26 protein-coding genes are annotated in these 26,240 nt (G+C 65.6%); 21 read left to right on the forward strand and 5 right to left on the reverse strand.

Features of this window, described 5'->3' with window-relative positions; translation table 11 throughout:
• Positions 1-19: 19 nt before the first annotated feature.
• The 5 genes from atpA (at position 20) to EV191_RS07670 (ending at position 5,042) form a co-directional block, all read left to right on the forward strand.
• Positions 20-1,660 carry a F0F1 ATP synthase subunit alpha gene (atpA, locus tag EV191_RS07650; protein WP_132876230.1) on the forward strand — a complete coding sequence of 547 codons (1,641 nt, stop codon included), beginning with the start codon at positions 20-22 and terminating at the stop codon, positions 1,658-1,660.
• A gap of 11 nt (positions 1,661-1,671) precedes the next feature.
• A complete protein-coding gene (locus EV191_RS07655) occupies positions 1,672-2,634 on the forward strand; it encodes a F0F1 ATP synthase subunit gamma (protein ID WP_132876231.1) in 963 nt (320 codons plus the stop codon).
• Positions 2,635-4,062: a F0F1 ATP synthase subunit beta gene (gene atpD, locus EV191_RS07660; RefSeq protein ID WP_132876232.1), complete on the forward strand. Its 1,428-nt coding sequence runs from the start codon at positions 2,635-2,637 to the stop codon at positions 4,060-4,062.
• Positions 4,063-4,205: 143 nt separating this feature from the next.
• Positions 4,206-4,571: a F0F1 ATP synthase subunit epsilon gene (locus EV191_RS07665; RefSeq protein ID WP_132876233.1), complete on the forward strand. Its 366-nt coding sequence runs from the start codon at positions 4,206-4,208 to the stop codon at positions 4,569-4,571.
• Positions 4,572-4,598: 27 nt separating this feature from the next.
• Positions 4,599-5,042 (forward strand): DUF2550 domain-containing protein, encoded by a 444-nt coding sequence (locus tag EV191_RS07670; RefSeq protein WP_132876234.1) that lies wholly within the window; start codon positions 4,599-4,601, stop codon positions 5,040-5,042.
• A 46-nt stretch (positions 5,043-5,088) separates the two neighbouring features.
• Here EV191_RS07670 and EV191_RS07675 read toward each other — a convergent pair whose 3' ends face one another.
• A complete protein-coding gene (locus EV191_RS07675; protein ID WP_132876235.1) occupies positions 5,089-5,661 on the reverse strand; it encodes a cob(I)yrinic acid a,c-diamide adenosyltransferase in 573 nt (190 codons plus the stop codon).
• Positions 5,662-5,670: 9 nt separating this feature from the next.
• A complete protein-coding gene (locus EV191_RS07680; protein ID WP_165912874.1) occupies positions 5,671-6,561 on the reverse strand; it encodes a glycosyl hydrolase in 891 nt (296 codons plus the stop codon).
• A 197-nt stretch (positions 6,562-6,758) separates the two neighbouring features.
• Between EV191_RS07680 and murA the strand changes: the two genes are divergently transcribed.
• The gene (gene murA, locus EV191_RS07685; protein WP_132876237.1) at positions 6,759-8,039 is read left to right on the forward strand and encodes a UDP-N-acetylglucosamine 1-carboxyvinyltransferase; all 1,281 of its coding nucleotides are present in this window, start codon (positions 6,759-6,761) and stop codon (positions 8,037-8,039) included.
• Positions 8,040-8,059: 20 nt separating this feature from the next.
• Here the strand turns inward: murA and EV191_RS07690 are convergent, their stop codons facing one another.
• Positions 8,060-8,704, reverse strand: coding sequence for a TetR/AcrR family transcriptional regulator (locus EV191_RS07690; RefSeq protein ID WP_132876238.1), 645 nt, complete (start codon positions 8,702-8,704; stop codon positions 8,060-8,062).
• Between the two features lie 139 nt (positions 8,705-8,843).
• Between EV191_RS07690 and EV191_RS07695 the strand changes: the two genes are divergently transcribed.
• From EV191_RS07695 to ehuA, 5 genes are all read left to right on the forward strand, one after another.
• Positions 8,844-10,859, forward strand: a complete 2,016-nt coding sequence (locus EV191_RS07695) for a protein meaA (protein WP_132876239.1) — start codon at positions 8,844-8,846, stop codon at positions 10,857-10,859.
• 150 nt (positions 10,860-11,009) lie between these two features.
• Entirely contained in the window at positions 11,010-11,918 is a 909-nt protein-coding gene (gene ehuB, locus EV191_RS07700) for an ectoine/hydroxyectoine ABC transporter substrate-binding protein EhuB (RefSeq protein ID WP_132876240.1), read from the forward strand.
• Between the two features lie 11 nt (positions 11,919-11,929).
• On the forward strand, positions 11,930-12,628 hold the full coding sequence (gene ehuC / locus EV191_RS07705; protein ID WP_132876241.1) for an ectoine/hydroxyectoine ABC transporter permease subunit EhuC: 699 nt from the start codon (positions 11,930-11,932) through the stop codon (positions 12,626-12,628).
• Complete coding sequence (gene ehuD / locus EV191_RS07710) at positions 12,625-13,284, forward strand: ectoine/hydroxyectoine ABC transporter permease subunit EhuD (RefSeq protein WP_132876242.1); 660 nt, start codon at positions 12,625-12,627, stop codon at positions 13,282-13,284. Before ehuC ends, ehuD begins: the two co-directional genes overlap by 4 nt.
• 35 nt (positions 13,285-13,319) lie before the next feature.
• Positions 13,320-14,138, forward strand: coding sequence for an ectoine/hydroxyectoine ABC transporter ATP-binding protein EhuA (gene ehuA, locus EV191_RS07715; RefSeq protein WP_132876243.1), 819 nt, complete (start codon positions 13,320-13,322; stop codon positions 14,136-14,138).
• Between the two features lie 37 nt (positions 14,139-14,175).
• On the opposite strand, the gene EV191_RS07720 is transcribed toward ehuA, so the two are convergent.
• Positions 14,176-14,850, reverse strand: coding sequence for a LysE family translocator (locus tag EV191_RS07720; RefSeq protein WP_132876244.1), 675 nt, complete (start codon positions 14,848-14,850; stop codon positions 14,176-14,178).
• 112 nt (positions 14,851-14,962) lie between these two features.
• On the opposite strand from EV191_RS07720, the gene EV191_RS07725 reads away from it, so the two are divergent.
• Positions 14,963-15,736: an enoyl-CoA hydratase-related protein gene (locus EV191_RS07725; protein ID WP_132876245.1), complete on the forward strand. Its 774-nt coding sequence runs from the start codon at positions 14,963-14,965 to the stop codon at positions 15,734-15,736.
• Positions 15,737-15,771: 35 nt separating this feature from the next.
• Positions 15,772-16,434 carry a GOLPH3/VPS74 family protein gene (locus EV191_RS07730; protein WP_132876246.1) on the forward strand — a complete coding sequence of 221 codons (663 nt, stop codon included), beginning with the start codon at positions 15,772-15,774 and terminating at the stop codon, positions 16,432-16,434.
• 7 nt (positions 16,435-16,441) lie between these two features.
• Here the strand turns inward: EV191_RS07730 and EV191_RS07735 are convergent, their stop codons facing one another.
• Positions 16,442-16,987 (reverse strand): NUDIX domain-containing protein, encoded by a 546-nt coding sequence (locus tag EV191_RS07735; RefSeq protein WP_132876247.1) that lies wholly within the window; start codon positions 16,985-16,987, stop codon positions 16,442-16,444.
• Between the two features lie 84 nt (positions 16,988-17,071).
• On the opposite strand from EV191_RS07735, the gene nucS reads away from it, so the two are divergent.
• From nucS to EV191_RS07775, 8 genes are all read left to right on the forward strand, one after another.
• Positions 17,072-17,731 carry an endonuclease NucS gene (gene nucS, locus EV191_RS07740; protein WP_132876248.1) on the forward strand — a complete coding sequence of 220 codons (660 nt, stop codon included), beginning with the start codon at positions 17,072-17,074 and terminating at the stop codon, positions 17,729-17,731.
• 337 nt (positions 17,732-18,068) lie between these two features.
• Positions 18,069-19,766: a sodium:solute symporter family protein gene (locus EV191_RS07745; protein WP_132876249.1), complete on the forward strand. Its 1,698-nt coding sequence runs from the start codon at positions 18,069-18,071 to the stop codon at positions 19,764-19,766.
• Positions 19,767-19,781: 15 nt separating this feature from the next.
• Positions 19,782-20,063 carry a hypothetical protein gene (locus tag EV191_RS07750; RefSeq protein WP_132876250.1) on the forward strand — a complete coding sequence of 94 codons (282 nt, stop codon included), beginning with the start codon at positions 19,782-19,784 and terminating at the stop codon, positions 20,061-20,063.
• A gap of 94 nt (positions 20,064-20,157) precedes the next feature.
• The gene (gene dhaK, locus EV191_RS07755) at positions 20,158-21,159 is read left to right on the forward strand and encodes a dihydroxyacetone kinase subunit DhaK (RefSeq protein ID WP_132876251.1); all 1,002 of its coding nucleotides are present in this window, start codon (positions 20,158-20,160) and stop codon (positions 21,157-21,159) included.
• Positions 21,159-21,782, forward strand: a complete 624-nt coding sequence (dhaL, locus tag EV191_RS07760; protein ID WP_132876252.1) for a dihydroxyacetone kinase subunit DhaL — start codon at positions 21,159-21,161, stop codon at positions 21,780-21,782. The genes dhaK and dhaL overlap by 1 nt, the downstream gene beginning before the upstream one ends.
• Positions 21,779-22,492, forward strand: coding sequence for a dihydroxyacetone kinase phosphoryl donor subunit DhaM (gene dhaM / locus EV191_RS07765; protein WP_132876253.1), 714 nt, complete (start codon positions 21,779-21,781; stop codon positions 22,490-22,492). Before dhaL ends, dhaM begins: the two co-directional genes overlap by 4 nt.
• A gap of 225 nt (positions 22,493-22,717) precedes the next feature.
• Entirely contained in the window at positions 22,718-24,289 is a 1,572-nt protein-coding gene (locus EV191_RS07770) for a glycosyltransferase family 39 protein (RefSeq protein ID WP_132876254.1), read from the forward strand.
• A 129-nt stretch (positions 24,290-24,418) separates the two neighbouring features.
• Positions 24,419-26,194 (forward strand): 3-hydroxyacyl-CoA dehydrogenase family protein, encoded by a 1,776-nt coding sequence (locus EV191_RS07775; protein ID WP_132876255.1) that lies wholly within the window; start codon positions 24,419-24,421, stop codon positions 26,192-26,194.
• The last annotated feature ends 46 nt before the right edge of the window (positions 26,195-26,240 follow it).

The raw sequence follows: 26,240 nt of genomic DNA on the forward strand, positions 1-26,240 counted from the left end.
AAGTGAGAGCGGGAACGACATGGCGGAGCTGACGATCTCCTCGGATGAGGTTCGCAGTGCGATCGAGAACTACGTCTCCAGTTACTCCCCGGATGTGAGCCGGGAAGAGGTCGGCGTTGTTTCCCAGACTTACGACGGCGTCGCGTACGTGGAGGGTCTGCCCTCGACCATGGCGAACGAGCTGCTCGAGTTCCCCGGCGGTGTGCTGGGTGTCGCGCAGAACCTCGAGCCGCGCGAGATCGGCGTCGTGTTGCTGGGTAACTTCGAGCAGATCGAGGAAGGGCAGGAGGTCAAGCGGACCGGGCAGGTGCTGTCCGTGCCGGTCGGCGACAACTTCCTCGGCCGTGTGATCGATCCGCTCGGTAAGCCGGTCGATGGCCTCGGTGATATCGAGTCCGACGAGCGGCGCGCGCTCGAACTGCAGGCCCCGACCGTGGTGCAGCGCCAGCCGGTCGGCGAGCCGCTGCAGACCGGTATCACCGCGATCGACGCGCAGACCCCGATCGGCCGCGGGCAGCGGCAGCTGATCATTGGTGACCGCAAGACCGGTAAGACCGCGGTCTGCGTGGACACGATCATCAACCAGAAGGCGAACTGGGAGTCCGGTGACCCGTCGAAGCAGGTGCGCTGCATCTACGTCGCGGTCGGCCAGAAGGGCTCCACCATCGCCGGGGTGCGCAAGTCGCTCGAGGACGCGGGCGCGCTCGAGTACACCACGATCGTGGCCGCGCCGGCTTCGGAATCCGCCGGTCTGAAGTACTTCGCCCCGTACACCGGCTCGGCGCTCGGCCAGCACTGGATGTATCAGGGCAAGCACGTGCTGATCGTGTTCGACGACCTGACCAAGCAGGCCGAGGCATACCGTGCCGTCTCGCTGCTGCTGCGTCGCCCGCCGGGCCGCGAGGCCTACCCCGGTGACGTGTTCTACCTACACTCCCGGTTGCTCGAGCGGTGCGCCAAGCTCTCCGACGAGCTGGGTGCCGGCTCGATGACCGGACTGCCGGTGATCGAGACCAAGGCCAACGACATCTCGGCCTACATCCCGACCAACGTCATCTCGATTACCGACGGGCAGTGCTTCTTCCAGTCCGACCTGTTCAACTCGGGTCAGCGCCCCGCGGTCGACGTCACCACCTCGGTCTCCCGAGTCGGTGGTGACGCGCAGATCAAGGCGATGAAGACGGTTTCCGGTTCGCTGCGAATCGACCTCTCGCAGTACGAGGAGCTGAAGGCCTTCGCCGCGTTCGCCTCCGACCTGGACGATGCCTCCAAGGCGCAGCTGAACCGGGGTGCCCGGCTCTACGAGCTGCTGAAGCAGCCGGAGAAGACGCCGATCCCAGTCGAGCAGCAGGTGGTGACCGTTTACCTGGGCACCAATGGGCACTTCGACGCCGTTCCGGTCGAGGACGTCGGTCGGTTCAACCACGAGTTGATCGACCAGATCCGGCGCAAGCACGACGACATCCTCACCGAGATCCGCGAGGCCCAGAAGTGGACCGACGATCTGGCGGACCGGGTCGTCGAGGCTGCGAAGGAGTTCAAGAAGGGCTTCACCACCTCCGAGGGCAAGCCGCTCGCTGAGGTCGAGGCCGAAGCCATGGACGCCGACAAGGTCGGGCAGGAGACCGTGAAGGTCAACAAGCCCGCCCCGAAGAAGTGACCGGGTAATCCATGGCCGCGCAACTTCGCGAACTACGCCGGCGGATCCGAGCGACGAAGTCGATCGGCAAGATCACCAAGGCGATGGAGCTGATCGCCACTTCGCGCATCGGTAAAGCACAGGCCAGGGTGCAGGCTTCCCGCCCGTACGCGACCGAGATCACCAAGGTGCTCTCGGCGCTCGCGGGCGCGGCGAGCAATCTGGACCACCCACTGCTCGTCGAGCGGGAGCAGCCGCGGCGGGCCGCGGTGCTGGTGGTCACCAGTGACAAGGGGCAGTGTGGCGGCTACAACGCCAACGTGCTGCGGGCTACCGAGGAACTGCTCTCGCTGCTGCGCGAGCAGGGCAAGGAGCCGGTGCTCTACGTGATCGGCGGCAAGGGCCTCAACTACTACACGTTCCGCAAGCGGGCGCTGGTTGAGTCCTGGACCGGTTTCTCCGACCAGCCGCACTACGTGAACGCCGCGACGGCTGGCGAGACGCTCGTCGAGTCGTTCCTGCACGGTGCCGATGACGCCGTGGACGCCTCGGGCCAGCCGGTAGCCGGCGAGGACGGCGTGCTTGGCGTGGACGAGCTGCACGTGGTCTACACCGAGTTCCGGTCCATGCTGACGCAGACTCCGGTCGCCAAGCGGATCGCGCCACTCGAGGTCGAGTACGCCGACGAGGAGGCCGAGGAAGCACCGGCCGGTCTGCTGCCGACCTACGAGTTCGAGCCGAGCCCGGACGCGCTACTCGACGCGCTACTGCCCAAGTACATCAATACGCGGATCTTCGCCGCGTTGCTCGAGTCCGCCGCATCTGAACTGGCAGCGCGCCGGACGGCGATGAAGGCCGCTTCGGACAACGCGAACGAACTGGTCGGCAACCTCACCCGTGAGGCGAACCAAGCCCGCCAGGCCCAGATCACCCAGGAGATCAGCGAGATCGTCGGTGGCGCCAATGCGCTTGCCGCCACAGGAAGTGATGACTAAATGACTGCAACCGCTACCAGCACCGCGTCCGGGCGCATCGTGCGGGTGACCGGGCCCGTGGTGGACGTGGAGTTCCCGCGCGGCGCGGTGCCCGAGCTCTTCCACGCGCTCAAGGTCGAGATCGAGTTCGAGCAGCTGCGTAAGACGGTGACCCTGGAAGTCGCCCAGCACCTGGGCGACAACCTGGTCCGCACCATTTCCTTGCAGCCGCAGGACGGTCTCGTGCGTGGCGCCGAGGTGATCAACACCGGCGCCCCGATCTCCGTACCGGTCGGGGACAAGGTCAAGGGGCACGTGTACAACGCGCTCGGCGACTGCCTCGACGAGCCTGGCTACGGCGCCGACCTGGAGAAGTGGTCGATCCACCGGAAGCCGCCGGCGTTCGACCAGCTCGAGGGCAAGACCGAGATCCTGGAGACCGGCCTCAAGGTGATCGACCTGCTCACCCCGTACGTGCAGGGTGGCAAGATCGGTCTGTTCGGTGGCGCCGGTGTGGGCAAGACGGTGCTGATCAAGGAGATGATCACCCGTGTCGCCAAGAACTTCGGTGGTACCTCGGTGTTCGCCGGCGTCGGTGAGCGCACCAGGGAGGGCACCGACCTGTTCCTGGAGATGAGCGAGGACGGTGTCATCAACGACACCGCGCTGGTCTTCGGGCAGATGGACGAGCCGCCGGGTACCCGTATGCGGGTGGCGCTGTCCGCGCTGACCATGGCGGAGTACTTCCGCGATGTGCAGAACCAGGACGTGCTGCTGTTCGTCGACAACATCTTCCGGTTCACCCAGGCCGGTATGGAGGTCTCCACGCTGCTCGGCCGGATGCCTTCCGCGGTGGGTTACCAGCCAACTCTCGCCGACGAGATGGGTGAGCTGCAGGAGCGGATTACCTCGGTCAAGGGCCGGTCGATCACCTCGATGCAGGCGATCTACGTGCCCGCGGACGACTACACCGACCCCGCGCCGGCGACCACCTTCGCCCACCTGGATGCCACCACGGAGCTTTCCCGTTCGGTCTTCCAGAAGGGAATTTTCCCGGCGGTGGACCCGCTGGCGTCCAGCTCGACGATCCTCGAGCCGGCGATCGTTGGCGATGAGCACTACCGGGTTGCCCAGCAGGTGATCGGGATTCTGCAGAAGTACAAGGAACTGCAGGACATCATCGCGATTCTGGGTATGGACGAGCTGTCCGAAGAGGACAAGCTGACGGTGAACAGGGCGCGCCGGATCGAGCGGTTCCTCTCGCAGAACATGCTGGTCGCGGAGACCTTCACCGGCCAGCCAGGTTCCACGGTGCCGCGTAGCGAGACCGTCGAGGCATTCGACAAGATCGCCAAGGGCGAGTTCGACCACTACCCGGAGCAGGCGTTCCTGGGTATCGGTGGTCTGGAAGACCTGGAGAAGAAGTACCGCGAGATCAGCGGTAAGTAACGCGTTGCCGACGGTGGTGGCCACGTCCGCTGTGGACGATGGTCACCACCGTCGCATAAGTTGGCGAGACCCGATGGACTACGGGACCATATGGACTACGGCAGTTAGAATGCTGACGTACTCCGCTGAGCAAGGAGGCATGCGTGGCCGAGATCGCGGTTGAGCTGGTCGCCGTTGAGCGCCGGTTGTGGTCGGGTAAGGCCAGCTTTGTCGTCGCCGAGACGACCGAGGGGCAGATTGGTCTACTGCCGGGGCACGAGCCGATGCTCGGACAGCTGGTCGAGGGCGGCATTGTCCGTGTGACCACTGTGGACGGTGACGTGATGTCCGCCGCGGTGCACGGCGGCTTCCTTTCGGTGACCGGTGACGGGGTCAGCGTGCTCGCCGAATCGGCCGATCTCGCGGACGAGATCGATGTGGCCGCCGCGCGGGCGGCGTTGACCGACGAGGACGCCACGGAGCGAGCACGAGCCGCGGGCAGGTTGCGCGCGGCGGGACAGTCGGCCTGATCGCGACGAGACAAGCGGGAGCCGCCGGTGATCATTTCCTGGATTCTAGGGCTGCTCCTGGTGGTTCTCGGCGCGCTGCTGGTGTTGCTTGCCGTGCGCTGGCTGCGCGTGCTGCGGGTTGGCGGAATCAATGTGGCGCTGCGCTGGCGCACGGATGACAGTGGGCGCGGCTGGCATCTGGGTATCGGTCGGTATCGGGGCGACGAGTTCGTGTGGTTTCGCGTACTGAGCCTGCGACTCGGCGCTAATCGGGTGATCCGGCGCGATGCGCTGGAGATCGATGACCGGCGGGAGCCGTCGCGATCCGAGGCGTACGCGATGCCGGCTGATTCGACCGTGCTGCGCTGTCGCTCCCTGGACGGTTCCGGTGGTAGCACCCTGGAAATAGCCATGGGCAAGGACGCGCTGACCGGGTTTCTGTCCTGGCTGGAGTCGGCCCCACCCGGTCGCAGCCTCCCGTGGGCCAGCTGACCTCGCTAACCCTAAAGAACGCGGTTACGGGGAGTGTCTGAAGGGCTCAGCGCTCGCCACCCGGCTTCCACAGCACATCGCCTTCCGGGTTAGCCAGCCGAGCGAGGATGAACAGCAGGTCAGAAAGCCGGTTCAGGTACTTCGCGGCGAGCGTGTTGGTGCGCTCCGCATCGGCTTCGAGGAGCGTCCACGCGGCACGTTCGGCGCGCCGGGTGACCGTACGTGCCTGATGCAGCAGCGCCGCGCCAGCCGTGCCGCCGGGCAGGATGAACGAGTTCAGCTTCGGCAGCCGTTCGTTGAAGTCATCGCACCACCCCTCCAGCCGCGTGACGTAGTCCTCGGTGACCCGCAGGGGCGGGTACGCCGGGTTCTCCACGATCGGAGTGCACAGGTCGGCGCCGACGTCGAACAGGTCATTCTGCACACCGCGGATAACCTCGGCGATCTCCTCGCTGAGCCCACCAAGCGCGATGGCTACGCCAAGCGTCGAGTTCGCCTCGTCCACCTCCGCGTAGGCGCCCAGCCGGGGGTCCGTTTTCGGCACCCGGGTGCCGTCGCCCAGCGCGGTGGCACCGCTGTCGCCTACCTTCGTGTACACCCGATTGATCCGAACGGCCATGGGCACAGCTTAGCTGTTGCAGAACTCCCGCCAGGCCGACTGGCTCGGCTCATCGCGCAGCCGGTAGTCGGAATGGCCATGCGAGGTGTAGTCGACGTCGAAGTACTGCACCCACAGCGCGCCGTGCTTGGTCAGATAGTCGACGACTTCCCGCAGCCATGCCGCCCGCTGCTCACCGGAGTCACCAGTGGCCAGGTCGCTGCCGGTTTCGGCGATCGCGAACGGTTTGCCGGCTTGCTCGCTCACCCTGATCAGCTCGCCGAACATGTCCTCCGGCGAACGGTACTCGGTCGTTTCGCCGCCGATCTGGTTGTACGAGTCCCAGCCGAGGATGTCGATGTATTCGTCTCCCGGGTAGTAGTCGGTCCACTGCCGGCCCGAAGCGGGGTCGACCGTCCAGTCCATCAGGATGAGCGTCGCGTGTAGCCGGTCGTTGCCCGCTTCCTTGGCGAGCCCCGCGAGGTGTTGCCAGGCTGCCCGGAACTGCTCGGTGGTGTACTCGCCCTGCTCCACGTTGTCCTCTGGCTCGTGGAAGAACGTCCAGTAGATGTCCCGGTCTTTCGGTGCCCCGGCGAACCAGTCACGCATATGCGCGTCGTGTTGACCGTCGACGACTTCCTGCGGCGCCATCTTGAACGAGACGGTCATCGGCAGGTTGCCCGCGTCCAGTTTGCCCGGCCATTCCTTCGGCAGCCCCGAGTAGAACAGCCGTACCGACTCGAGGTCGTAGTAGCCGTTGACCCGCTCGAATGCCTCCTGGAAGCTCTCTCCCTGCTGCTCGGGCAGGAACGAGGCGCCGCAGACCGGGGTCGCCGCATCGTGCGTGGGGGAGGCAACCGAGGTGTGCGTCAGCAGCAGTGCGCCCAACGCCGTGATGGTCAGAACGATCGTGCGTCGCATACCCACTCCGAGAGTCCGTGGAGCCGTTAGTTGGGTAATAAGTAACACCGCCAATGCCAGTCCGGCACTGTTCAGCGGCGTATTGGAGTAAATCTGCGGGAGCCGTTTAGGGCATGTTTGTGGAAAGTTTTCTACCGTCGGTGTGCTGCATGCCCTGCCGTCCGAGCGCGACGACGCAGGCGGCATTATGGGGTGTTGTGAGTGAGCACTTCGAGGTACACGGGGGAGCTCGCCTGACGGGCGAGGTCGAGGTCGTCGGCGCCAAGAACAGCGTGCTGAAGCTGATGGCGGCCGCGCTGCTCGCCGAGGGCACCACGACGCTGACGAACTGCCCCGAGATTCTGGACGTCCCGCTGATGGCGGACGTACTGCGCAGCCTGGGCTGCACGGTGGCCATCGAGGGTGACACCGTGCGCATCACCACCCCGACGGAACTCAACCACCGCGCCGACTCCGCATCCATGGGCAAACTGCGCGCCTCCGTATGCGTGCTCGGTCCGCTTGTCGGCCGCTGCAAACGGGCGGTGGTCGCGCTGCCCGGCGGTGACGCGATTGGCTCCCGTCCGCTGGATATGCACCAGAACGGCCTACGCAAACTCGGCGCGCACAGCGAGATCAGCCACGGCTGCGTGGTGGCCGAGGCCGAGCGGCTGCAGGGCACCCAGATCTGGCTGGACTTTCCCAGCGTCGGGGCCACCGAGAACATCCTCACCGCCGCGGTGCTCGCCGAGGGCAGCACGGTGGTGGACAACGCCGCGCGGGAACCCGAGATCGTGGATCTGTGCACGATGCTCACGCAGATGGGCGCCAAGATCGAGGGCGCAGGGACCTCGACGATCACGGTGCACGGAGTTGACTCGCTGCAGCCCACCACGCATCGGGTGATCGGGGATCGCATCGTGGGGGCGACCTGGGCGTTCGCCGCGGCCATCACCCAGGGTGATATCCGGGTTCGCGGGGTGGATCCGCACCACCTCGACCTGGTGTTGGAGAAGCTGCGTACCGCGGGCGCCGAGGTGACCGTGTTCGACGAGCCGGATGAGCAGGGGTTCCGGGTGACCCAGCGGGAACGGCCGCTCGCGGTGGACTTCGTCACGCTGCCCTACCCCGGTTTCGCTACCGATCTGCAGCCCTTCGCGATTACCTTGTCCGCGGTTGCCGAGGGCACCTCGATGATTACCGAGAACCTGTTCGAGGCACGTTTCCGGTTCGTCGAGGAGATGGTCCGGCTGGGCGCGGACGCCCGAACCGATGGACATCACGCCGTGGTGCGTGGGGTGGCGCAGTTGTCCTCGGCGCCGGTATGGGCTTCGGACATCCGAGCCGGCGTTGGTCTGGTGCTTGCCGGGTTGTGCGCCGATGGGGTCACCGAGGTCTGGGACGTGTTCCATATCGATCGCGGGTACCCGGCCTTTGTGGAGAACCTGCGCAGCCTTGGCGCGGATATCAGCCGGGTCACCGGTGACCCGCAGCGCTAACGCCAGTCAAACCGCGTTCTTTAGGAATCTTGTCGCGACTGCGTGTGACCGCGTTCTTTAAGGTTATCGGGGAACAGTTCGTCGAGGTGGTAGTTCAGGATCGCGTGTGCGGCGGCCGCGCCGCGCTGGCCGATCAGCACGCTGGTCGCCAGGCCGTGGTTGATGCTCAGCAGCCGAGCGGCTTCGGTGCTGGGGTCGGCCTCGGGGCGTAGCTCGCCGGCGCGGTGTGCCGATTCGAGCGCTTCGATGAGTCGGCCTTCCAGCAGGTTGGGACCCTCGATGAAGGGCTGCGCGGCGAGCTCCGGATCGGTCATCGCGAGCACCGCGTACGAGCTCCACACCAGGTGAAAAGCGCGGCTCGGTTCGTCGGTTGGCAGCGCCTCGGCCAGCAGCTCGCGAAGGTAGCCACGGGTCGAGGTCGGCTCGGCGAGCGCCGCGATCCGCTTCGCCCAGCGTTGGTTGCTCTGCTCGGTCAGTCGCGCCAGCGCGGCGTGCATCAGTTGCGCCTTGGTGTGGAAGTAGTACTGCACCAGGCGCAGCGATACGCCCGCTTCGGCGGCGACCGCGCGCATGGTGACCGAGTGCAGGCCGGATCGGGCCGCAAGGCGCACCAGCGCGTCGGTCAATTGGGCTCGCCGCTCATCATGATCGACGATCTTCGGCACCCGCTGCTCCTTGGTCGACTATCAGCTGCTGTTGGTACGTTTGTACCATAAACATCGATGTGCGTTGTGCTACTGCCTCGGTGCAATGCCGTTACTCGGCAGTATGGTGTTCGGAAAGCTGGATTAACGGAGGTTAACCGTGCCGTATCCGAGCGACCGGGAGCGCGACCGTCCATGGGTGATGCGGACCTATGCCGGACATTCGTCGGCCGCCGCGTCCAACGCGCTGTACCGGAAGAACCTGGCGAAAGGGCAGACCGGGCTATCGGTCGCCTTCGATCTGCCCACCCAGACCGGGTACGACCCGGACCACGACCTCGCGCGCGGCGAAGTGGGCAAGGTCGGGGTGCCGATCAGCCATATCGGCGATATGCGTCAGCTGTTCGACCAGATCCCGCTTTCCGCGGCGAACACCTCGATGACCATCAACGCGACGGCCATGTGGTTGCTCTCGCTGTACATCACCGTCGCCGAGGAACAGGCCACCGAGCAGGGGCTGGACTGGCACGAGGTGGTCGGCAAGCTCACCGGCACCACCCAGAACGACATCATCAAGGAGTACCTGTCTCGCGGTACCTATGTGTTCCCGCCGGGACCGAGCCTGCGGCTGATCACCGATATGGTCACCTGGACGGTGGCCAATGTGCCCAAGTGGAACCCGATCAACATCTGTAGCTATCACCTCCAGGAGGCGGGTGCCACCCCGGTACAGGAGCTCGCCTATGCGATGTCCACCGCGATTGCCGTACTGGACGCGGTCCGCGATTCGGGCGAGGTGCCGGCGGAGAAGTTCGGCGATGTCGTTGGGCGGATCTCGTTTTTCGTGAACGCCGGGGTCCGGTTCGTCGAGGAAATGTGCAAGCTACGTGCCTTCGCGCAACTCTGGGACGAAATCACCGAACAGCGCTACGGCGTCACCGATCCCAAGCAGCGCCGGTTCCGGTACGGCGTGCAGGTGAACTCGCTCGGACTCACCGAAGCTCAGCCGGAGAACAACGTACAGCGGATCGTGCTGGAGATGCTCGCGGTCTCCCTCTCCCGCAATGCGCGCGCCCGCGCGATTCAGCTTCCCGCGTGGAACGAGGCACTTGGTTTGCCGCGGCCATGGGACCAGCAGTGGGCCCTGCGCATGCAGCAGGTCCTCGCCTATGAGACGGATCTGCTCGACTACGAGGACATCTTCGACGGCTCCCCGGTCATTCAGTCCAGGGTGGACGAGATCGTGGCCGGCGCCCGCACGGAAATCGACCGCGTGCAGGCGATGGGCGGCGCGGTCGCCGCGGTGGAAAGCGGTTATATGAAGACCGAGCTGGTCGGTTCACTCGCCGAGCGGCGTCGCCGGATCGAATCCGGCGAGGAGGTCATCGTCGGCGTGAACGCTTTCGACACCACCGAGCCGAGCCCGCTGCAGGCCGAGGGTGCCAATGCGATCGAAACCGTGGACCCGCGGGTGGAAAGGGAAGCGGTCGAAGCCATCAAGGCGTGGCGGGCGAGCAGGGACGCGGGCAAGGTCGATCACGCGCTGCGCGCGCTGCGCGATGCGGCCAAGACCGAGGCGAACCTGATGGAGGCGACGCTGAACTGTGCCCGCGCTGGGGTCACCACCGGCGAATGGGCGGGCGTGCTGCGGGATGCCTTCGGCGAGTACCGCGCGCCGACCGGGGTGTCCGAAACGGCCGCGGCGGATGCCGGGGAAGAACTGGCCAAGGTGCGCGAGCGTGTCGAGCAGACCGGCGCGGAGCTCGGCGAGCGGCTGCGCATCCTGGTTGGTAAACCGGGGCTGGATGGGCATTCGAACGGTGCCGAACAGATCGCCGTGCGGGCAAGGGACGTCGGCTTCGAGGTGATCTACCAGGGGATCCGGCTTACCCCGGAACAGATCGTGGCCGCGGCGGTGCAGGAAGGCGTGCATATCGTCGGGATCTCGATCCTGTCCGGCTCGCATCTGGAGATCGTGCCGGCGGTGGTGGACGGGTTGCGCGCCGCGGGTGCCGAGGACATTCCGGTGGTGGTCGGCGGGATCATCCCGGATTCGGATGCCGTGCAGCTACGCGAACGCGGGGTCGCGAGGGTGTTCACGCCCAAGGACTACGCGCTCACCGAGATCATGTCCGAGATGGTGACCGTGCTCAGGCAGGCGAACGACCTAACCTAGCGCCCGCCATAACCGCAATGTTTAGGGATCTTGCGGTTATGGGGGAGCGCGGCTCTTTACCTCGCGGGCTGGACGGCCTACCGTTCATCCAACCTGAACGCTCAGTGATGGACCCGGCGACCACGTCGTGTGGACGAGAGCGAGGTACGGATGGGGAGCTGGAATCGGCGAAACTTCCTGCGAACGGCGGGCGGGGCGGCCATTGCGCTCGGCGCCGGACTGGGGATCGCTGGCTGTAGCCGGGTCAGTCTCTCCGATGAGCCAAACGGCGGAACCCTGCTCGAGCGATTGCGGCAGTCCGGCACGGTACGGGTGGGTTTCGCGAATGAGGCGCCATACAGCTATATCGACGACAACGCGGATATCACCGGAGAGGCCGCCGAGCTTGCCAAGATCGTTTTCCGGCGGCTTGGCGTGCCGAATATTCAGCCGATCCCGTCCGAGTTCGGCTCACTGATCGCCGGACTCAAAGTTGGACTGTTCGATGTGGTCGGTGCGGGGATGGCCATCCTGCCGGAACGTTGCGCCGAGGTCCTTTTCACCAATCCGGAGTTCGCCGCCCCGGCCGCATTCCTGGTGCCGAAGGGCAATCCGAAAGGGATTCAGAGCTTCGGAGATGTGGCCAACGAGGACGGTTTCCGGCTCGGCACGCTGATTGGCGCGGTGGAGCGGGACTACGCGATCTCGAGTGGAGTTCCCGAAGGCGCGATCACCGAGCTGGCGAACCAACCAAGTGGACTGGAAGCGGTGCGCACCGGACGAATCGATGGCTTCGCGTTGACCACGATCTCGCTGCGAGACGTGCTTTCCAAGAATCCCGGTGCGAACCTGGAGATCACCAAACCCTTTACCCCGGTCGTGAACGGTCAGCCGCAGTACACCGCGGGTGGGTTCGCGTTCCTGCCGGATCAACAGAACATCGTGGACTCGTTCAATACCGAGCTGGCGAAGATGAAAGAGAACGGTGAGCTGCTCGAAGCGTTGCGCCCGTTCGGTTTCACCGAGGCCGAGATGACCGAGCTGACCGCGAACGAGCTCTGCCGGGCACCGGCGTCATGAGGGAGTGATCCATGTCTGGCGAACAGGTTGGTTTGCTTGTCGACGGTGCCTTGTTCACCCTGTGGCTGACGCTCGGCGGCGCCGCGATCGGCCTCGTGCTCGCGTTCCTCGCCGGTCTGGCGCGGGTCAGCTCGTCGAAGGTGCTGCGGGCGATCGGCTTCGTGTACGTCGAGTTCTTTCGCGGTGCCGCCGTGCTGGTGCTGGCTTTCTGGTTCGTCTACGCGATGCCGATGCTCGGCTGGCAGTTCGAGCCGGTATTCGCTGGGATGGTCGCGCTCGGGTTGAACATCGGCGCCTATGCTGCCGAGATCGTGCGCGGCGCCATCCAGTCCGTTCCGGTCAACCAGTACGAAGCGGCGCTGGCGATGAACTTCAGCTCGTGGCAGCGGATGCGCCGAGTGGTGCTGCCGCAGGCGCTGGTTGCGATGATCCCGCCGTTTTCCAACAACATCATCGAGTTGCTCAAGGCGTCGGCCGTGGTATCCGTAGTGTCCATTCCGGAGCTCGCCTTCAACGGGCAGCTGATCTGGAGCGGTAATGGTCAGGCGGCCGCGGTATTCGGTGGCCTGCTGGTGATGTACGGCGCCCTCGCGTTGATCTTCACGATCATTATGCGGCTGCTCGAGCGTAGGGCGGCCCGCTCGGTCGGCAGGCAGCCAGACCCCGGCTGGTGGACCCGGCTGCGCCGTAGGTCGGAGGTGCCGGCATGAACTGGGACTGGGACTACGTCGGCAGCATGATGCCGGACCTGCTCGATGGTTTGTGGACGGCGCTGCTTGCCACCATCTTCGGTTTCTTGCTCGCGCTCGTGCTCGGCCTTGTTTTCGCGATCCTGCGCCGGAGCAAGACCGCGTGGATCAGGGTGCCGATCGGCTTCATCGTCGAGTTCATCCGGGGCACCCCGCTGCTGGTCCAGTTGTTCTTCCTGTTCTTCGTGCTGCCGGACTTCGGGGTACAGCTCTCGCCATTGGCGTCCGGAATCGTCGGGTTGGGCGTGCATTACGCGACCTACACGTCGGAGGTCTACCGGGCGGGCATCGACGGGGTGCCAGCCGGCCAGTGGGAGGCCGCGACGGCGCTGAACCTGCCGGCTCGCCGGACGTGGACGAGTGTCGTGTTGCCGCAGGCGGTCCCGCGCTCCTTGCCCGCGCTGAGTAACTACCTGATCGCACTGTTCAAGGATGTGCCGCAGCTCGTCGCGATCACCGTCGCCGAGCCGTTTACCGTGGCACGAGGCATTTTCGCGGATTCATTCCGCCCATTCGAAGCCATCACGATGGCCGGCGTGCTGTACTTGGTCACCGCGTTCGTGTTGTCATACCTCGGCAGGATCGTGGAGCGCCGGTACGGCACGGTGCGGGTGTGACCAGAGGCTGGTCTGTGGAAGGGACGAAAGAACCGATGACCGAAGCGACAAGCGCAGCGCCGGTGCGGGCCCATGACGGCAACGGCGAGTTCATCAAGTTCGCCGAGGTGAGCAAGCGGTTCGGGTCGAATGTGGTGCTGGACGACCTGTCCTTCAGCGTGGGCGCGGGCGAGCGGGTGACACTGATCGGACCAAGTGGTTCGGGCAAGACCACGATCCTGCGGATGCTGATGACGTTGCTCCGGCCGGACTCCGGCACGATCTCGGTGAACGGTGAGTACCTGTTCCACGAGGAGCGCGGCGGCCAGCTGGTGACCGCGAGCGAATCGCATATTCGCCGGGTGCGTAGCAAGATCACGATGGTCTTCCAGCAGTTCAACCTGTTCCCGAACATGCGGGTACTACGCAATGTCACCGAGGCGCCGGTGCATGTCCTCGGCAAGCCCAAGGATGAGGCCGCCGAGCGGGCCAAGGAGCTGCTCGCCCTCGTTGGCCTCGGCGAGAAGCTGGACGCCTATCCCTCGCAGCTCTCCGGTGGTCAGCAGCAGCGGGTCGCGATCGCCAGGGCGCTCGCCGTGGATCCGGATGTTCTGCTGCTTGACGAGGTCACCTCGGCATTGGACCCCGAGCTGGCCGCCGAGGTATTGGACGTGCTCCGGGATATCGCCAAGACCACGGATGTGACCATGCTGCTGGTGACGCACGCGATGAAGTTCGCCCGCGACGTGTCACACCGGGTGTTGATGTTCAACCAGGGCAAGATCATCGAGGATCGCCCGCCGGAGGAGATGTTCAACGAGCCGAGGCACGAGCGAACCCAGTCCTTCCTCCGCTCCGTGATCGACGAAACCTGAACCGCGAGATCCCTCAGCAGCGCGGTCACGGAGCGTGCTAGGTGGTGGAGTCGAGCGCCACCCGGAGGCCGAGCGCGACGAGCACGGTGCCCGTGATCCGGTCCAGTACGGTGCGCACTCGCTGCCTGGTCAGCAGGTGGCCCACCGTGCCAACCAGCAGTGAGTAGATCCGCCACCACAGCACGGCCACCACAAGGAAGACGGTGGCCAGCAACGCCGAGGTGGTCAGCCGGGGCTCGTTCGGCGAGACGAACTGGGGAAGTAGGGACAGGAACAGCACCGCGATCTTCGGGTTCAGGATGTTGCTCAGCAGCCCCTGCCGGAACGCTACCCAGCGGGACAAGCCGGTTCGCGGGTGCTCGTCCGTCGCTTGCTCGGCTGCGGTTTCGGCGTTATGCCCCATCGCTTTTCTGGAATTCCCCATGGCTTTTCTGGAGTTCCACAGGGCCTGCACGCCGAGATAGATCAGGTAGGCCGCGCCGGCGAACTTGACCACCGTGTACGCGGTCGCGGATGCGGCGAGTAGTGCGGAAAGCCCGAGAATCGCCGCGCTGGCGTGCACCACGAGCCCGGCGCAACAGCCAAGGCCGGTCCACCAGGTGCCACGCGCGCCACCGCGTACCCCGTTACGCAAACCGAGCGCCATATCCGGGCCGGGCGTGACGGTCAGTACCGTGACGAGTGCGAGAAACGGAAACAACTGCTGAGGCACGTAGTCCAGCCTAGCCGGGCTGTCGATGGTGTTGGCCGGTCAACGGTATTGCCCTGGGTTGCTTGCCCTGCGTTGGTATTGCCAGGGGTTGTCGCGCTTATAGAGTGCCAGTATGGGCGAGTATCAGCATATAACCGTCAAAACCGACGAGCCGACCGCGCGAATCACGATGAATCGGCCGAACCGGCGCAATTCGCTGACCTACGACCATCTCGCCGAGCTGCTTGCCGCGTTCACCGAGGTCGCCGAGACGTCCGCGACGGGCATCGTGCTCGCCGGTGAGGGGCCGGTGTTCTCCGCCGGACACGACTTTGGCGATGTCGCCGCGCGGGACCTCGCGCAGCTCAGGGATCTGCTGCAGCTGTGCACCCGGTTGATGCGCACTATCCAATCCGTACCGCAGGTGGTGCTCGCCAGGGTGCATGGCCTTGCCACCGCGGCCGGCTGCCAGCTGGTCGCCTCCTGTGATCTGGCGGTCGCCGCCGAATCGGCGGGATTCGCCCTGCCCGGCGGTAAGGGCGGCTGGTTCTGCCATACGCCCGCGGTGCCGGTGGCGCGGGCGGTCGGCCGCAAGCGGCTGATGGAAATGGCGTTGACCGGCGATCCGATCGATGCCGCCACGGCGCTCGACTGGGGCTTGGTGAACCGGGTGGTACCCGATACCGAACTCGACGCGGCGATCGACCAACTACTTAGTAAAGCCACTAGAGGTAGCCGGGTAAGCAAGGCGTTGGGGAAACAAACGCTGTACGCTCAGCTCGATCGCCCGGAGGACGACGCCTACGGGATCGCGCTCGAAGTAATGGCTGGCGCGGCGCAGCTCGACGGCGCGAAAGAAGGCATGGCCGCATTTATGGAGAAGCGTCAACCGGTTTGGCCAGACTAGCTAACTGGCAGCCGTCGAGGGACGAAAGGAACTACATGCGCGCGACGATCGCCGAGGAGCTACTGTTGCTCCGCTTGGACGACGAAGACGGCAAGAAGCGCGGAGACAGCACCAAGATGGGCTTTGGTGTCGTTGGTGCACATCTACTCGAGCTGGGACTCGCCGGGCGCGTCGAGCTGGAGGGCAAGAAGATCGCGGTCCGTGGTGACTCGCCGGTTGGCGAAGCCGCGACCGATGAGGTATTGCAAGCGCTGACCGAAGCGAAGCGGCCGGCGACACCGCACACCTGGATGTCCAAGCTGTCCTCAAAGTCCACAAAGGCGACGATGGAATCGCTTGTGGACAAAGGCTTCGTGCACGAGGAGGAGCGGAAGGTACTGGGCCTGTTCCCCGGTAAGCGGTATCCGGCCGCGGACGATTCGGCCGAGGCTGATGCCCGGCGACGGCTACGTACCGTGCTGATCGAGGGGCAGCGGCCGGATGCGCGCACCGCCGCGCTCGTGGGCATGGTGCACGCCACCGGACTGGCCAAGAGCCTGTTCCCGGAATCGGATGGCAAGGAGATTGCCAAGCGTGCCAAGGAGATCGCCGAAAGCGGTGACGACCTGGCCAGCGATGCGGTAACCAAAACCGTTGCGGCGGTCAGCACCGCCGTGCAGACCGCGGTGATGGCCGCGGTCGGCGGCAGCGGTCAGTGATCGCCGGTCAGTGATCACTGCGCTCATGCAGTAGCAGTAGCGCATAGGCCGCAAGGGATTGCGCGTCGGTGATCTCGCCGGCGCGGCTCATGCGCTCGAATTCGCCGCGGGTGAACCAGGCCGCGCGCATATCCTGTTCGGTGTGCTCGCGTTCTGGTTCGCCCTCGCGGAGCTCGGTCGCCAGAAACACCCTGCCGCGCTGGCTGGATAAGCCGGGGGCGACGTCGAGCAGGCCGATCTCGCGTAGCGACCCGGCGGTTAGTCCGGTTTCCTCGCGGAGCTCCCGCGCGGCGAGTTCGGCCGCCGGCAGCTCCGCCCGGTCCGGCGCGGTGCCTTGCGGGAACTCCCAGCGGCGCAGCCCGAGCGGATAGCGGTACTGCTCGACGAGATGTAGCTCCTCGCCGCGAAGCGGGATCACCAGTGCGTAGTCGGGTTTGTCGATAACCCCATAGATTCCCGCTGACCCGTCCGCCCGCTGGATATCGTCTTCTCGCACGCGCATCCAGGCGTTCGTGTAGACCTCACGACTCGATAGTGCTTCCACAACCGACATCCTGCCGGACGCGGGCGGTGGTTGGTCGGCGTATCGGTGGACCCAGTGACGGGGGTGTCCGGGCCGGTGACCTACCCTCGCTGCGTGCGTCTCGTACTCGCTCGGTGCAAAGTCGACTACGTGGGGCGGCTGACCGCGCATCTGCCGATGGCCAACAGGCTGCTGTTGATCAAGGCCGATGGTTCGGTCTCCGTCCACTCGGACGACCGTGCCTATAAGCCGTTGAACTGGATGAGCCCGCCGTGCTGGCTACTCGAAGACGGCGATGTCTGGACGGTGCAGAACAAGGCTGGCGAGCGCCTGGTGATCACCATCGACGCGCTGATCGACGAGCTCAACCACGACCTTGGTGCCGAACCGGGGCTGGTGAAAGACGGCGTCGAGGCGCATTTGCAGGAGCTGCTCGCCGAGCAGGTGAATACCCTCGGCGCCGGTTACTCGTTGGTGCGCAGGGAGTACCCGACCGCGATCGGCCCGGTTGATCTGCTGGTCAAAGACGGCGACGGCGGCACGGTCGCCGTGGAGGTGAAGCGGCGCGGCGAGCTGGACGGCGTCGAGCAGCTCACCCGCTACCTCGAACTCCTCAATCGTGATCCACTGATCGCTCCTGTACAGGGCGTTTTCGCGGCGCAGCAAATCAAGCCGCAGGCCAAGACGCTTGCCGAAGACCGCGGTATCCGCTGCGTGACGCTGGACTACGACGCGATGCGCGGTATCGAGCCGGACGAGTTCCGCCTCTTCTGAGCTACTCCCCGTAACCGCAAGAACCCTCAAAAACGTGGTCACCAGGCGTGCGCGCGCCGTGCAAACCCTGGAGGTTGCGGTTGCGGCGGCGCCTGTTTAGTCGCGACGCGACGCTTCTTGTTTGATGTTGCGGCCATTCCTGTTGATTTCCCGCTGAGCGTGTATCCCAGCTCTGATCACCACGGCACGCCTGGGTACAGCCATTGATAACGATGTCTGACCGGTCTGCGCGATTAGTTGGCTGACTGCATTCACCTGAAGGCCAGCGCGCGGTACGGTGCGCATGCCCGAAGATTGCTGATGCTTTTTGTTGACAATTGTTTAGTGGAGGTGCCCGTTGATAGTGCTCGCGGACGCCGACCTGCGGTTGGATGCGCAGTTCGTCGACTACGCCTTGCTCGCGGTGTACTTCGTACTGGTTCTCGGTATCGGGTACCTGGCAAGGCGACAGGTCTCGACCAGCCTTGACTTCTTCCTGTCCGGTCGCTCGTTGCCGGCCTGGGTCACCGGTCTCGCCTTCATCTCCGCGAACCTCGGCGCCGTCGAGGTCATGGGGATGTCCGCAAGTGGTGCGCAGTACGGCATGCCGACGATGCATTACTTCTGGGTGGGCGCCATACCCGCGATGCTGTTCCTCGGCATCGTGATGATGCCGTTCTACTACGGTTCCAAAGTCCGCAGCGTGCCCGAGTTCATGCTGCGCAGGTTCGGTAAGCCGGCCCACCTGGTGAACGGCATCAGCTTCGCCACCGCGCAGGTCCTGATCGCCGGTGCGAACCTGTTCCTGCTCGCGGCGGTGATCAACACGCTGCTCGGCTGGCCGCTGTGGGTGTCCATCGTGCTCGCCGCGGTGATCGTGCTCTCCTACACCGCGCTCGGCGGGCTGTCCGCGGCCATCTACAACGAGGTGCTGCAGTTCTTCGTCATCGTCATCGCCCTGCTGCCGCTGACCATCGTCGGCATGGTGAAGGTCGGCGGCTGGCAGGGCCTGGTGGACAAGGTCACCGCCGGCCCCGGTGGAGCCGAGCAGCTGAGCTCCTGGCCCGGTGATGCGATTACCGGCTTCGGCAACAGCTTCCTTTCGGTGCTCGGCATCGTGTTCGGCCTCGGTTTCGTGCTCTCCTTCGGCTACTGGACGACGAACTTCGTCGAGGTGCAGCGGGCCATGGCGTCGAAGAGCATGTCCGCCGCGCGGCGCACGCCGATCATTGGCGCCTTCCCGAAGATCTTCATCCCGTTCATCGTGATCATCCCCGGGATGATCGCCGGGGTCATCGCCTCGGAGCTGGTCAGGGACAAGGCCGCGCTGATGGAGGGGCAGCCAGGGGAAACCGGGGTGACCTTCAACGACGCGTTGTTGCTGCTGATGCGCGATCTACTGCCGAACGGCATGCTCGGCGTCGCGATCGCCGGTCTGCTCGCCTCGTTCATGGCCGGTATGGCGGCGAATCTCAGCGCCTTCAACACGGTGTTCACCTACGACATCTGGCAGTCCTACGTGGTCAAGGACAAGCCGGACGGCTACTACCTCCGGATGGGCCGCTGGGTCACCATGGCCGGCACGGTGCTGGCCATCGGCACCGCGTTCATCGCGGCAAGCTACGCCAACATCCTGCAGTACCTGCAGGACCTGTTCTCGTTCTTCAACGCGCCGCTGTTCGCCACCTTCATCCTCGGTATGTTCTGGAAGCGGATGACCCCCACCGCTGGCTGGCTCGGTCTGGTGATGGGCACCGCCTCCGCCGTCACGGTATGGGGACTCGCCCAGGCCGGCGTGCTCGGCCTTTCCGGGCTCGGCGTCAGCATGACGGCGGCCGGCACCGCCTTCGTGGTGGATATCGTGGTCAGCGTGGCCGTCTCGGTGGTCACCACGCCGAAGCCAGCGGATCAACTGGTTGGCCTGGTGTACACGGTGACGCCGAGGGCATCACTGCGGCATTCGGAGACCGGTCAGGACGCTGGCTGGTATCGCAAGCCGGCGCTGCTCGCCGGGATCGCGCTGGTCATCACGATCGCCCTGAACATCATCTTCTAGCGGGGAGAAGCGACCATGGCACACGAACGGAAAACCTCGGGCGCCCGGACGCATCGCGCTGGCGCCTTCGATGTACGCGCGATCATCGCCCTTCTCCTCGGCATCTACGGCGTCGTGCTGCTCGTCATGGGTATCGGGTTCACCAGCGAGGCGGATCTGGAACGGGCGGCAGGGGTGAACATCAACCTGTGGACGGGCCTGGCACTGACCGTCGCGGCGCTACTTTTCGTGGCCTGGGCCAGGTGGCGCCCGATCCTGGTACCGGACGACGAGGCCGAGCAGGAGCAAGCCGGCTAGCGCCGAGTGTCGTGGCTTTGCGGCCGGCCGGCGGGCAGGATAGGAAGTGCCTGGCAACGGTCGAGCAGCAGTTGGCGAATATTCGGGAGCCGCGATGAAGAAGATCATCAATGATCCGGCCACGGTGGTGGCCGAGGCGTTGCACGGGTTGGCCGTCGCGCATCCCGAGCGGTTACGGGTCACGACCGATCCCGCGGTGATCGTCCGGACGGACGCGCCGGTGGCCGGCAAGGTGGCGGTGATCTCCGGGGGCGGTTCCGGGCACGAACCGTTGCACGGCGGTTTCGTCGGCAGCGGAATGCTGGACGCCGCCTGCCCCGGTGCGGTGTTCACTTCGCCGACCCCCGATCAGGTGCAGGCCGCGGTTACCGCGACCGACGCGGGTGCCGGGGCACTGCTGCTGGTCAAGAACTACACGGGTGACGTGTTGAACTTCGAGACCGCGGCCGAACTCGCCGAGGCGACCGGGACCCCGGTGCGCAGCGTGCTGATCGACGATGACGTAGCGGTCGCCGACTCCACCTTCACCGCAGGCCGGCGCGGGGTTGGCGGCACCCTACTGCTGGAGAAGATCGTCGGCGCCGCCGCCGAGCGCGGCACTGACCTGGATGGGTGTGCGCGGTTGGCCGCCTCGGTGGTCGCGGGTGTGCGGTCGATGGGCGTGGCACTGACCGCGCCAACCGTGCCGCACGTCGGCGAGCCAAGTTTCACGCTCGGCGCGGACGAGATGGAGATCGGCATAGGCATTCACGGCGAACCCGGCCGCGCGCGGGTACCGCTCGAGGACGCCGATCGGCTGGTGGCCCGCCTTGTCGATGCGATCGTCAGTGACCTGCCGTTTGTCGCGGGCGACCGGGTCATCCTGTTCACCAATTCCATGGGTGGCACCCCGCTGCTCGAGCTTTATCTGGCGCACGGGATTGCCGAACGGCTACTGGCCGAGCGGGGGATCGAGGTCGCCCGTAGGTTGGTGGGGCCATACGTGACGAGTCTGGAGATGCAAGGAATGAGCCTTACCCTGCTGCGGGCGGATGATCAGCTGCTCGACCTGTGGGATGCCCCGGTGTGCACCCCCGCGCTGCGCTGGGGCATGTGATGGCCTGTACGACCGAGGACGTGGTGGCCGCGCTGCGCCGGTGCGCCGAGGTGATCAGCGAGCACCGGGACGAGCTGGTCGAGCTGGACAGGGAGATTGGCGATGCGGATCACGGCGAGAACCTGAATCGCGGATTCGCCGCCGTTGTGTCCGCTGTGGACTCGACGATGCCGGAAACTCCCGGCGCGGCGCTGAAACTTGCCGCGACCACACTGATATCCAAAGTGGGCGGTGCGGCCGGCCCGCTGTATGGCACGGCCTTTCTGCGCGCGGCGACAACCGTCGGTGACGCTGCTGAGCTCGATGCGCCGATGGTGGCGAAGGTACTGCGGGCGGCCATGGACGGTGTGGTGGCGCGCGGTAAGGCCGAGCAGGGTGACAAGACCATGGTGGATGCCTTGCATCCCGCGGTACTTGCCGCCGAATCCGCGACAGAGGTCCCGGTGGGGGAGCTACTGAAAGCCGCAGCCACGGCGGCGAGTGAGGGCGCGGCGGCGACCGTTCCGCTGGTCGCGCGCAAGGGCAGGGCGTCCTATTTGGGCGAACGCAGCGCGGGCCATCTCGATCCGGGCGCACGATCCACTGAGCTGCTGCTTGGCGCGTTCGCGGGCGGGCAGCGATGACCGTCGGCATCGTCCTTGTCTCCCACAGCGCCGCGCTTGCCGAGGGGCTTGCCGAGCTTGCCGGGCAGATGGCACCGGACGTGCGGATCGTGCCCGCTGGCGGTCTTGTCGACGAGCAGGGCGCTGGGCTGGGCACCGACTACGACGCCGTATGCGCCGCGGTGGCGCGGGCTGACTCCGGCGAAGGAGTGCTGCTGCTCTACGACCTCGGCAGCGCGCGGATGACCGCAGAGCTCGCGGTGGAATCGCTTGCTGGGGCACAGCGCGCCTTCGTAGCCGATGCGCCGTTCGTCGAAGGCGCGGTGGCCGCGGCGGTTGCCGCGCAGAGCGGTGCCGAGCTGGCCAGGGTCGCCACGGCCGCCGCGGCGGCGAACGCAGGGGAGGAGTCGGCTGCCGGGGAGGAGCCGGCTGAGCGCGAGCCAGGGGCCGAACGGGCTTCCGGCGCGGTACGGCGTGCCGAGTTCGTGCTGACCAACGAGGTCGGCTTGCATGCCCGACCGGCAGCCTTGTTCGCGCGTACCGTGGCTGGGCTCGCCGCCGAGGTCGAGGTGGTGTGCGGTGACCAGCGCGCCGCTGGCGACAGCGTGCTGGCCCTGATGGCGCTCGGCGCGGTCAAGGGTTCGCGGATCGAGGTGTCGGCGAGTGGTGCCGACGCGGCAGAGGCGTTGCGCCGTATCGGCGATCTTGTCGATCGCGATTTTGCCGAGTGAGTGATTACCGCGACAGCTACTATCCAAAAAGGAATACATAGCGGGCCAAATTGGCACAATTCGCGCTCGATCCGTTACTCAAGCCGGATTATCGCGCTGCGGATGAGTAATGATCACGAGTCAGCAACGGGAAGGCCGCCGATCTGCGCCCGATCGGTGCACGCTAATCTTTGGCACCGATTGAATATTGTTCCGATGATGTAGACGCTGGGTAGGTTGCCGGACATGTCCGAAACGGTTGTACGTACCCGGGATCTGCGCGGCCTATTGCGACGGCATTGGCTGATTGTGACACTGCTTCTGGTTGGTGTCACACTGCGGGTGCTGACCTGGATCGCGTATCACCCGGCGATCCTGTTCGGGGATTCATTCCGCTACCTGGACAACATCGGGGTGCACGATCCGACCGGTTTGCACCCGATCGGCTACGACTTCTTCGTTCTCGATCTACTCACGGTCTTCGGCGGCCTCGGGTTCATTACCGCCGCCCAGCATGTCGCGGGCGTGCTCGCCGGCTTCGCGCTCTATCCCCTCGCGCGGCGGTATGGCGCGCCGAACTGGCTGGCGGCGATCGCCGCCGCGCCACTGCTGCTGGATGGCTACCAGCTGCAGATCGAGCAGATGATCATGTCCGATGCCTGGCAGCAGGTACTGCTGGTGGCCACGTTGTGGCTGCTGCTTGGTTGGGGCGCGCCGAATCCCGCGCGGGCCGGGATCGCCGGCCTGCTGCTCGGTATTGCCGTCGCCTTCCGGATGGCCGCGCTGCCACTGATTGTGCCGGCGCTGTGCTATCTGGTGATCGCGGGCGGTGCATGGCGGAGCAAACGCGGTTGGCTGAAGATCGCTACCCGTTCGGTCGCGTTGGTGCTCGGCTTCTCGATCATGGTTGGGGGCTATGCCGCCTATTTCTACGCCGAGACCGGCAAGGTGGGGCTGTCCAACACCACGAGCAATGTGCTTTACGGCCGCGCGGCCGTGGTCGCCGACTGCGACACGCTCGAGCTCACCGAACTCGAGCGCCTTGCCTGCCCGGACGAACCACTCGGGGAACGCAAGGGAATCAACGATTACGCGCACATCATTGCCAATGAGCAGTGGCGCGAGCGGTTCCCGCCGGATACCGATATCGCCCCGGTCCTCGAATCCTTCGGTATGAAGACGTTCCAGCAGCAGCCTGTCGACATCGCCGGCGGGATCTTCGTGGACTTCCTGAAGGGTTTCGCGCCGGTTCGTACCCAGTCCTACAACGATGTGCCGCTGCTCTGGTGGCAGTTCCAGCGGACCTTCCCGTTCTACAACCACGAGGACAAGACGCGGGAGTACATCCAGGAGTTCGACGGGGTCGAGCCCGCGGACCAGCCGGTCCTCGCCGCGGTGATGCGCAGTTACCAGCTGACGGTCGGCTATACCCCGGGAACGCTACTTGGTATTGGTGGCCTGATCGCGCTGGCGGCCGGATTCGGGATTGGTAGCAGGGCGCGGGCGAGTGGCCTGCGCGCCGCGGCGTTGCTACCCGTCGGTATGGCGATTACGATTCTGGGCATCTCCGCGGCGTTCGAGTTCTCTTGGCGTTACCAGCTGCCGGCGCTCTCGTTGTTGCCGATCGCGGGAGTGCTCGGCATTACCGCCTACCTGCGGCGAGACAAGAAGGATTCCGACGGCGATCCGGCGGAACCAGTGACGACAGACCAGCAGCACGGCGTACCCGGCCAAGTGCCCGGCCAGACAGGTGCCGAGGAACCAGCCGGCCAGGCGCAGCCGCCGCACACCGAAGGCGCGCCGGAGGCAAGAGGCTGATCAGCCGCTTACCCCGGTCGTGGGTGGCGCGACTCACCGCACATCGTCGGGTCAGCCGTGGCAGTATCAAGCGATGTTACTGATTGGTAGCCCAGCAGCTTGATCGGCTCGCCTCCTGGAGGTACGACGATGGCACGCGAGTTCAGCACGATCGGGGTCGTCGGGATCGGCACCATGGGTTCCGGGATCGCCGAGGTACTTGCCCGTTCCGGTGGCACGGTGGTCGCCGTCGAGGTGGACCAAGATGCCCTGGCCAGAGGGCGAGAACACATCGAGCAGTCAACCGAGCGCGCGGTCGGTGGCGGAAAGTTGACCGCCGAGGAGCGTGCGGCCCTGCTCGCGCGGATCAGCTACACCACCTCGCTTGCCGAACTGGCCGGCGCGGACCTGGTGATCGAGGCGATCCCCGAGCAGTTGGAGCTCAAGGCGAAGGTATTCGCCGAACTGGACACCATCTGTGCGGCGGAGACCATTCTGGTTTCGAATACCTCCTCGCTATCGGTCACCGAGATCGGGGTGCACACTTCCCGCCCAGGCAAGGTCGTCGGGATGCATTTCTTCAACCCGGCTCCGGTGCTGAAGCTGGTCGAGGTGGTGCGCACGGTGGTCACCGAACCGGAGGTCGCCGACGATGTTGTCGCATTCGCGGAGAAACTAGGCAAATCGCCCGTAGTGATCGGCGACCGGGCCGGTTTTATCGCCAACGCGCTGTTGTTCGGCTACCTCAACCACGCGGTGCGGATGTATGAGGGGAAATACGCCACTCGCGAGGATCTGGATGCCGCGATGCGCTACGGCTGTGGCTATCCGATGGGGCCGCTGGCACTGCTCGACCTGATCGGTCTGGACACCGCCTACGAGATCCTGGAATCGATGTACCGGCAGTCGCGCAACCGGCTGCACGCCCCCGCCCCACTGCTGAAGCAGATGATCACCGCCGGGTTGCGCGGCCGCAAGGTCGGCCGCGGTTTTTACACCTATGACGCGCCCGACTCGCCGAATGTGGTGGCGGACGCCCAGTCGTCGGCGGCAGCGGCGCCTACCGCGGCGATCCGGGCGGTCAACCAGGTGGGTGTCGTCGGCACCGGCACGATGGCGACCGGAATCGCCGAGGTGCTGGCCAAGAAGGGTTACCAGGTCGTGCTGCGGGCTCGCAGCGCGGCGAAAGCCGATGCCGCGGTTGCTCAGGTGCGCAAATCACTGGACAAGGCGGTCGTCAAGGGCAGGATGTCCGAACAGGACAGAGCCGACGTGCTCGAGCGAATCCGGCCGGTGGTGGAATTCGCCGAACTGGCCGAGGCGGATCTGGTGATCGAGGCGGTCGCCGAGGAACTTGGCATCAAACAGGCCGTGTTCAGCGCACTCGATGAGGTCTGCAAGCCGGGTGCGGTGCTCGCCAGCACCACGTCCTCGCTGCCGGTGATCGAATGCGCGGCGGCCACCAACCGGCCAGCCGATGTGGTTGGCCTGCATTTCTTCAACCCCGCGCCGGCGATGAAGCTCGTCGAGGTAGTCAGCACGATTTCCACCGCCCCCGAGGTGGTGGCCACCGCGCACGCGCTGTGTCTCGGCGCGGGCAAGCATCCGGTGCACTGCGGCGACCGCGCCGGGTTCATCGTCAACGCGCTGCTGTTCCCTTACCTCAATGACGCGGTGCAGATGCTCGAGGCGCACTACGCCACCGCCGAGGACATCGATAACGCGATGAAGGTCGGCTGCTCGCTGCCCATGGGCCCGTTCGAACTACTCGACGTGGTCGGGCTGGATGTGTCCCTGGCCATCCAGCGCACGCTGTACTACGAGTTCCGGGAGGCGGGCTACGCGCCCGCCCCGTTGCTCGAACATCTCGTCACCGCTGGTCGGCTCGGCCGCAAGACCGGTAAGGGGTTCCGCGACTACGGTTGACCAATGACCGAGCAACGAGGCTCGTCCGAGGAGCCGCATCAGACAC

This window comes from Tamaricihabitans halophyticus (genome assembly GCF_004340875.1).
In the GTDB taxonomy this organism is placed as follows: Bacteria; Actinomycetota; Actinomycetes; order Mycobacteriales; family Pseudonocardiaceae; genus Tamaricihabitans; species Tamaricihabitans halophyticus.

Excerpts from the sequence above, each read along its gene's own strand:
- EV191_RS07655 (WP_132876231.1), top strand. The coding sequence starts at position 1,672 with ATGGCCGCGCAACTTCGCGAACTACGCCGGCGGATCCGAGCGACGAAG.
- EV191_RS07730 (WP_132876246.1), top strand. The coding sequence starts at position 15,772 with ATGCGCGCGACGATCGCCGAGGAGCTACTGTTGCTCCGCTTGGACGAC.
- atpA (WP_132876230.1), top strand. The coding sequence starts at position 20 with ATGGCGGAGCTGACGATCTCCTCGGATGAGGTTCGCAGTGCGATCGAG.
- EV191_RS07750 (WP_132876250.1), top strand. The coding sequence starts at position 19,782 with ATGGCACACGAACGGAAAACCTCGGGCGCCCGGACGCATCGCGCTGGC.
- dhaM (WP_132876253.1), top strand. The coding sequence starts at position 21,779 with ATGACCGTCGGCATCGTCCTTGTCTCCCACAGCGCCGCGCTTGCCGAG.
- dhaL (WP_132876252.1), top strand. The coding sequence starts at position 21,159 with ATGGCCTGTACGACCGAGGACGTGGTGGCCGCGCTGCGCCGGTGCGCC.
- ehuC (WP_132876241.1), top strand. The coding sequence starts at position 11,930 with ATGTCTGGCGAACAGGTTGGTTTGCTTGTCGACGGTGCCTTGTTCACC.
- ehuB (WP_132876240.1), top strand. The coding sequence starts at position 11,010 with ATGGGGAGCTGGAATCGGCGAAACTTCCTGCGAACGGCGGGCGGGGCG.
- EV191_RS07735 (WP_132876247.1), bottom strand. The coding sequence starts at position 16,987 with ATGTCGGTTGTGGAAGCACTATCGAGTCGTGAGGTCTACACGAACGCC.
- EV191_RS07770 (WP_132876254.1), top strand. The coding sequence starts at position 22,718 with ATGTCCGAAACGGTTGTACGTACCCGGGATCTGCGCGGCCTATTGCGA.
- dhaK (WP_132876251.1), top strand. The coding sequence starts at position 20,158 with ATGAAGAAGATCATCAATGATCCGGCCACGGTGGTGGCCGAGGCGTTG.
- EV191_RS07725 (WP_132876245.1), top strand. The coding sequence starts at position 14,963 with ATGGGCGAGTATCAGCATATAACCGTCAAAACCGACGAGCCGACCGCG.
- EV191_RS07775 (WP_132876255.1), top strand. The coding sequence starts at position 24,419 with ATGGCACGCGAGTTCAGCACGATCGGGGTCGTCGGGATCGGCACCATG.
- ehuD (WP_132876242.1), top strand. The coding sequence starts at position 12,625 with ATGAACTGGGACTGGGACTACGTCGGCAGCATGATGCCGGACCTGCTC.
- EV191_RS07680 (WP_165912874.1), bottom strand. The coding sequence starts at position 6,561 with ATGCGACGCACGATCGTTCTGACCATCACGGCGTTGGGCGCACTGCTG.
- ehuA (WP_132876243.1), top strand. The coding sequence starts at position 13,320 with ATGACCGAAGCGACAAGCGCAGCGCCGGTGCGGGCCCATGACGGCAAC.
- EV191_RS07675 (WP_132876235.1), bottom strand. The coding sequence starts at position 5,661 with ATGGCCGTTCGGATCAATCGGGTGTACACGAAGGTAGGCGACAGCGGT.
- atpD (WP_132876232.1), top strand. The coding sequence starts at position 2,635 with ATGACTGCAACCGCTACCAGCACCGCGTCCGGGCGCATCGTGCGGGTG.